This window comes from Spiroplasma sp. ChiS (assembly GCF_002968355.1).
GTDB lineage: Bacteria > Bacillota_I > Bacilli_A > Mycoplasmatales > Mycoplasmataceae > Spiroplasma > Spiroplasma citri.
This window is the reverse complement of sequence record NZ_PUUH01000038.1, coordinates 1-2,649: the sequence shown is the minus strand read 5'-3', so window position 1 is coordinate 2,649 and position 2,649 is coordinate 1. Positions and strand designations below refer to the sequence as shown.

The 2,649-nt window shown below is 22.1% G+C and carries 5 protein-coding genes and 1 pseudogene; all 6 read right to left on the bottom strand.

The features are described 5' to 3' along the window. Positions 1–17 precede the first annotated feature (17 nt). The 6 genes and pseudogenes from C6B38_RS09620 to C6B38_RS09610 all read right to left on the bottom strand — a co-directional run bounded on the left by C6B38_RS09620 (position 18) and on the right by C6B38_RS09610 (position 2,575). On the bottom strand, positions 18–188 hold the full coding sequence (locus tag C6B38_RS09620; RefSeq protein WP_162475803.1) for a hypothetical protein: 171 nt from the start codon (positions 186–188) through the stop codon (positions 18–20). Between the two features lie 4 nt (positions 189–192). Next, complete coding sequence (locus C6B38_RS02105) at positions 193–672, bottom strand: hypothetical protein (RefSeq protein WP_105298469.1); 480 nt, start codon at positions 670–672, stop codon at positions 193–195. Positions 673–757: 85 nt separating this feature from the next. Then, entirely contained in the window at positions 758–1,600 is an 843-nt protein-coding gene (locus C6B38_RS02100; RefSeq protein WP_105298468.1) for a hypothetical protein, read from the bottom strand. 418 nt (positions 1,601–2,018) lie between these two features. Next, positions 2,019–2,129 (bottom strand): annotated as a pseudogene (locus C6B38_RS09615) (IS30 family transposase); the annotation flags it as partial. A gap of 42 nt (positions 2,130–2,171) precedes the next feature. Further along, positions 2,172–2,408, bottom strand: coding sequence for a hypothetical protein (locus C6B38_RS02095; protein ID WP_105298467.1), 237 nt, complete (start codon positions 2,406–2,408; stop codon positions 2,172–2,174). Positions 2,409–2,410: 2 nt separating this feature from the next. Next, positions 2,411–2,575 (bottom strand): hypothetical protein, encoded by a 165-nt coding sequence (locus C6B38_RS09610; RefSeq protein WP_162475801.1) that lies wholly within the window; start codon positions 2,573–2,575, stop codon positions 2,411–2,413. Between the last annotated feature and the right edge of the window lie 74 nt (positions 2,576–2,649).

The following is a 2,649-nucleotide window of genomic DNA, read 5'->3' as shown; positions in this document are numbered from 1 at the left end:
GATAACATAAAATATAATTATTCATTTTTATTATTTCCTTTATTATTTACAATATAGTAATTGATAAAATGCTGTACTCGTTGGCTATGTGTATATAATTCAGGTAATTCATTTCATATTTTTTCTTGTTCTTTATTTAAGTAAACATTAATATTTCTAATTACAATTTGATGATTTTTTGTTTTCATAATATTACCTCTCATAATTAGCAATTATAATTGCATCGCTGAGATGATTACTTATTTTTTCATTATTATATTTTCAACCTTTACTATATTGATAAGTTAAATTAGTATCTTTATCATATTTTCATAAACAACTATCATTATATTTACTTAAATTTTCCATATTTTTAACAACTGATTTAGTATAACGAGGTGATATTCAATTAATTTCAATTTGTAAATCATTTAATTTAATTTCTAATGCACCTAATAATCGTAATAAATCATCTCTATCTTTTGACCCATTAGCATTTGTTGGTAAACAATTTTCAATATTAAATTTATATGAATTTTTATATCTAAATGCAGAAAATGAATCTATTATAAACTCTAATTGTTTTAATCAATTATTATATATAATTTCAATTTTTCTAATAATTTTATTATCTTCATAAATAACAATACCAGTAGTACCAGTACCTGATGGGTCAATACCTATTTTTATCAAGCGTATACATCCTTCTCATTATTATTAACTGCTGGTACTACATTTGAAATATCTTCTTCTTTAACGACATTATCGTTAGTGTCTGTTATTTTTGGATAATATGGGGTATTTTTATTATATTATTTAATAATGGTTCATCGCTCATATGTCCTTTATTTTTGGCGACATCAATATCTTTAAATGAAATATATTCAAAATTACCATCTTCTTTAATTTCTTTTTCATCTAAATCAATATCAGATATATCAATCCCAATTTCTAATGCTAATTTACGATATAATTTTGCTTCAACCATTTCTTTTGGTCATTTATTTCAAGGTGAATATTCATTATTATAAACCCGACCACTAGAATTATTCAAAGAAAGGTCATAAGGGGTTTGCCCCACATCACCAGCAAAACAATTTGATTGTTGTTTTGTTAAAGTTTTATTTGCTTGTGTTTCGGTAAAATAAGGTGGTCGAAGTAATAGAAACCCCTCAGCTTTTTTAAAATTAGTTGGTAATATTCTAACATCATAACGATATTTTTCTGAAAATTCAGGAATATCAATATAAGTTGAACTATCAGGTGTATATGATATCGATACTTTTTCTCATTTAATTTTTTTATTTATTTCAAACACTCATTTTAACATTTGTTCAATAGTATCTTTTAAACCTTTATTTAAAGATAATTTATTATTTTCAATATCAAATTCATTTGATAATAATAATTCTAAACTACTATCATCTTTTTTATGTAATGGGGCATTAACTGTTATTGAACTACCACTTTGTGCTTTTTTAACAATATATTTTCCATCTTCTTTATCAATATAATCTTTATTTAAATCACTATCTTTAATAACATCAGATGGTATATCACCGCCTTGTTTTGCTTTTCATACATTATTTTCATAATAAATCGTATCATTATCAAAAGGCACTATTAATTTAATATACTCATTATAATCAATCTTACTAAAATCATTAATAGTAGGACATATTCAACATTATAACCCTTGATTAATTATTATATATATATGAGGTGATTATAATGTTAAATAAACAAATAGAATCTATATTTTACTACTTTTTATCTTTGGACACAAAGAATGAATATTTTGTTAATAACGAAAAAATAGAATTTATTAACAACTTAAATTCTCAACCTAGTAAACTTAATTATAGAATGGAATCCTGTAAATGCAAGCAGTAATTTTTGCCTCTTGTTAATTTGATGATAACATCATTTTTAACAAATGCAACTTTAAAAAAAATAAAATATTTTATAAATATAACTTAATTTAAGCATATTTAATCATACTAAAAAAGCATTTATTAAATTTTAATTAATAAATTTCTTTAAATATTCTGTAAAAACATTTCTTTTGCACTTATTCAATTTAAACACGGTMGGAGTTTATCATTTATAACATTAACTGCTCAATCTATTCTTTTCTGATTAACATTATTTCTTCTTCTGTGTAAACTTTGCCATCTTCATCTTTTCACATATTATTTATTCTCCTTTAATATAAGCTCCAAGAATTCCAGTTCCTTTTTTAATTTTTCTATGTAATTATTTATTGATACAGTGTTATCTTTTTTATCTATTGTGATTAAGTATTCCATTTCTTTATTAAAAATATTAATTTCATCATATCCGGCAATTTTATAACAATATTCATCATCTAATTTATTAATAATTTCTTTTTGAAATTCTGATAATTGTAAATTTCTAATTTCTTTCATAATTATTTATTTCCTTTTCATTTAATATTTTTTAAATCAATAATAGTTGTTTCAAAATACTTTTTATTTTTAGCAGTATTCTCTGCTTCTTCTAAGGTATAAAATAATTCAGTATCTATTCCAAATATAATTTCTGATTTTGATATTAATAAATATCTTTTATTCATAATTTAATTCCTCCTAATTCTTTTTAGTATTTAATGCTGAATGTTCATCAGTAATTTCATCTTTTGAAACTAGA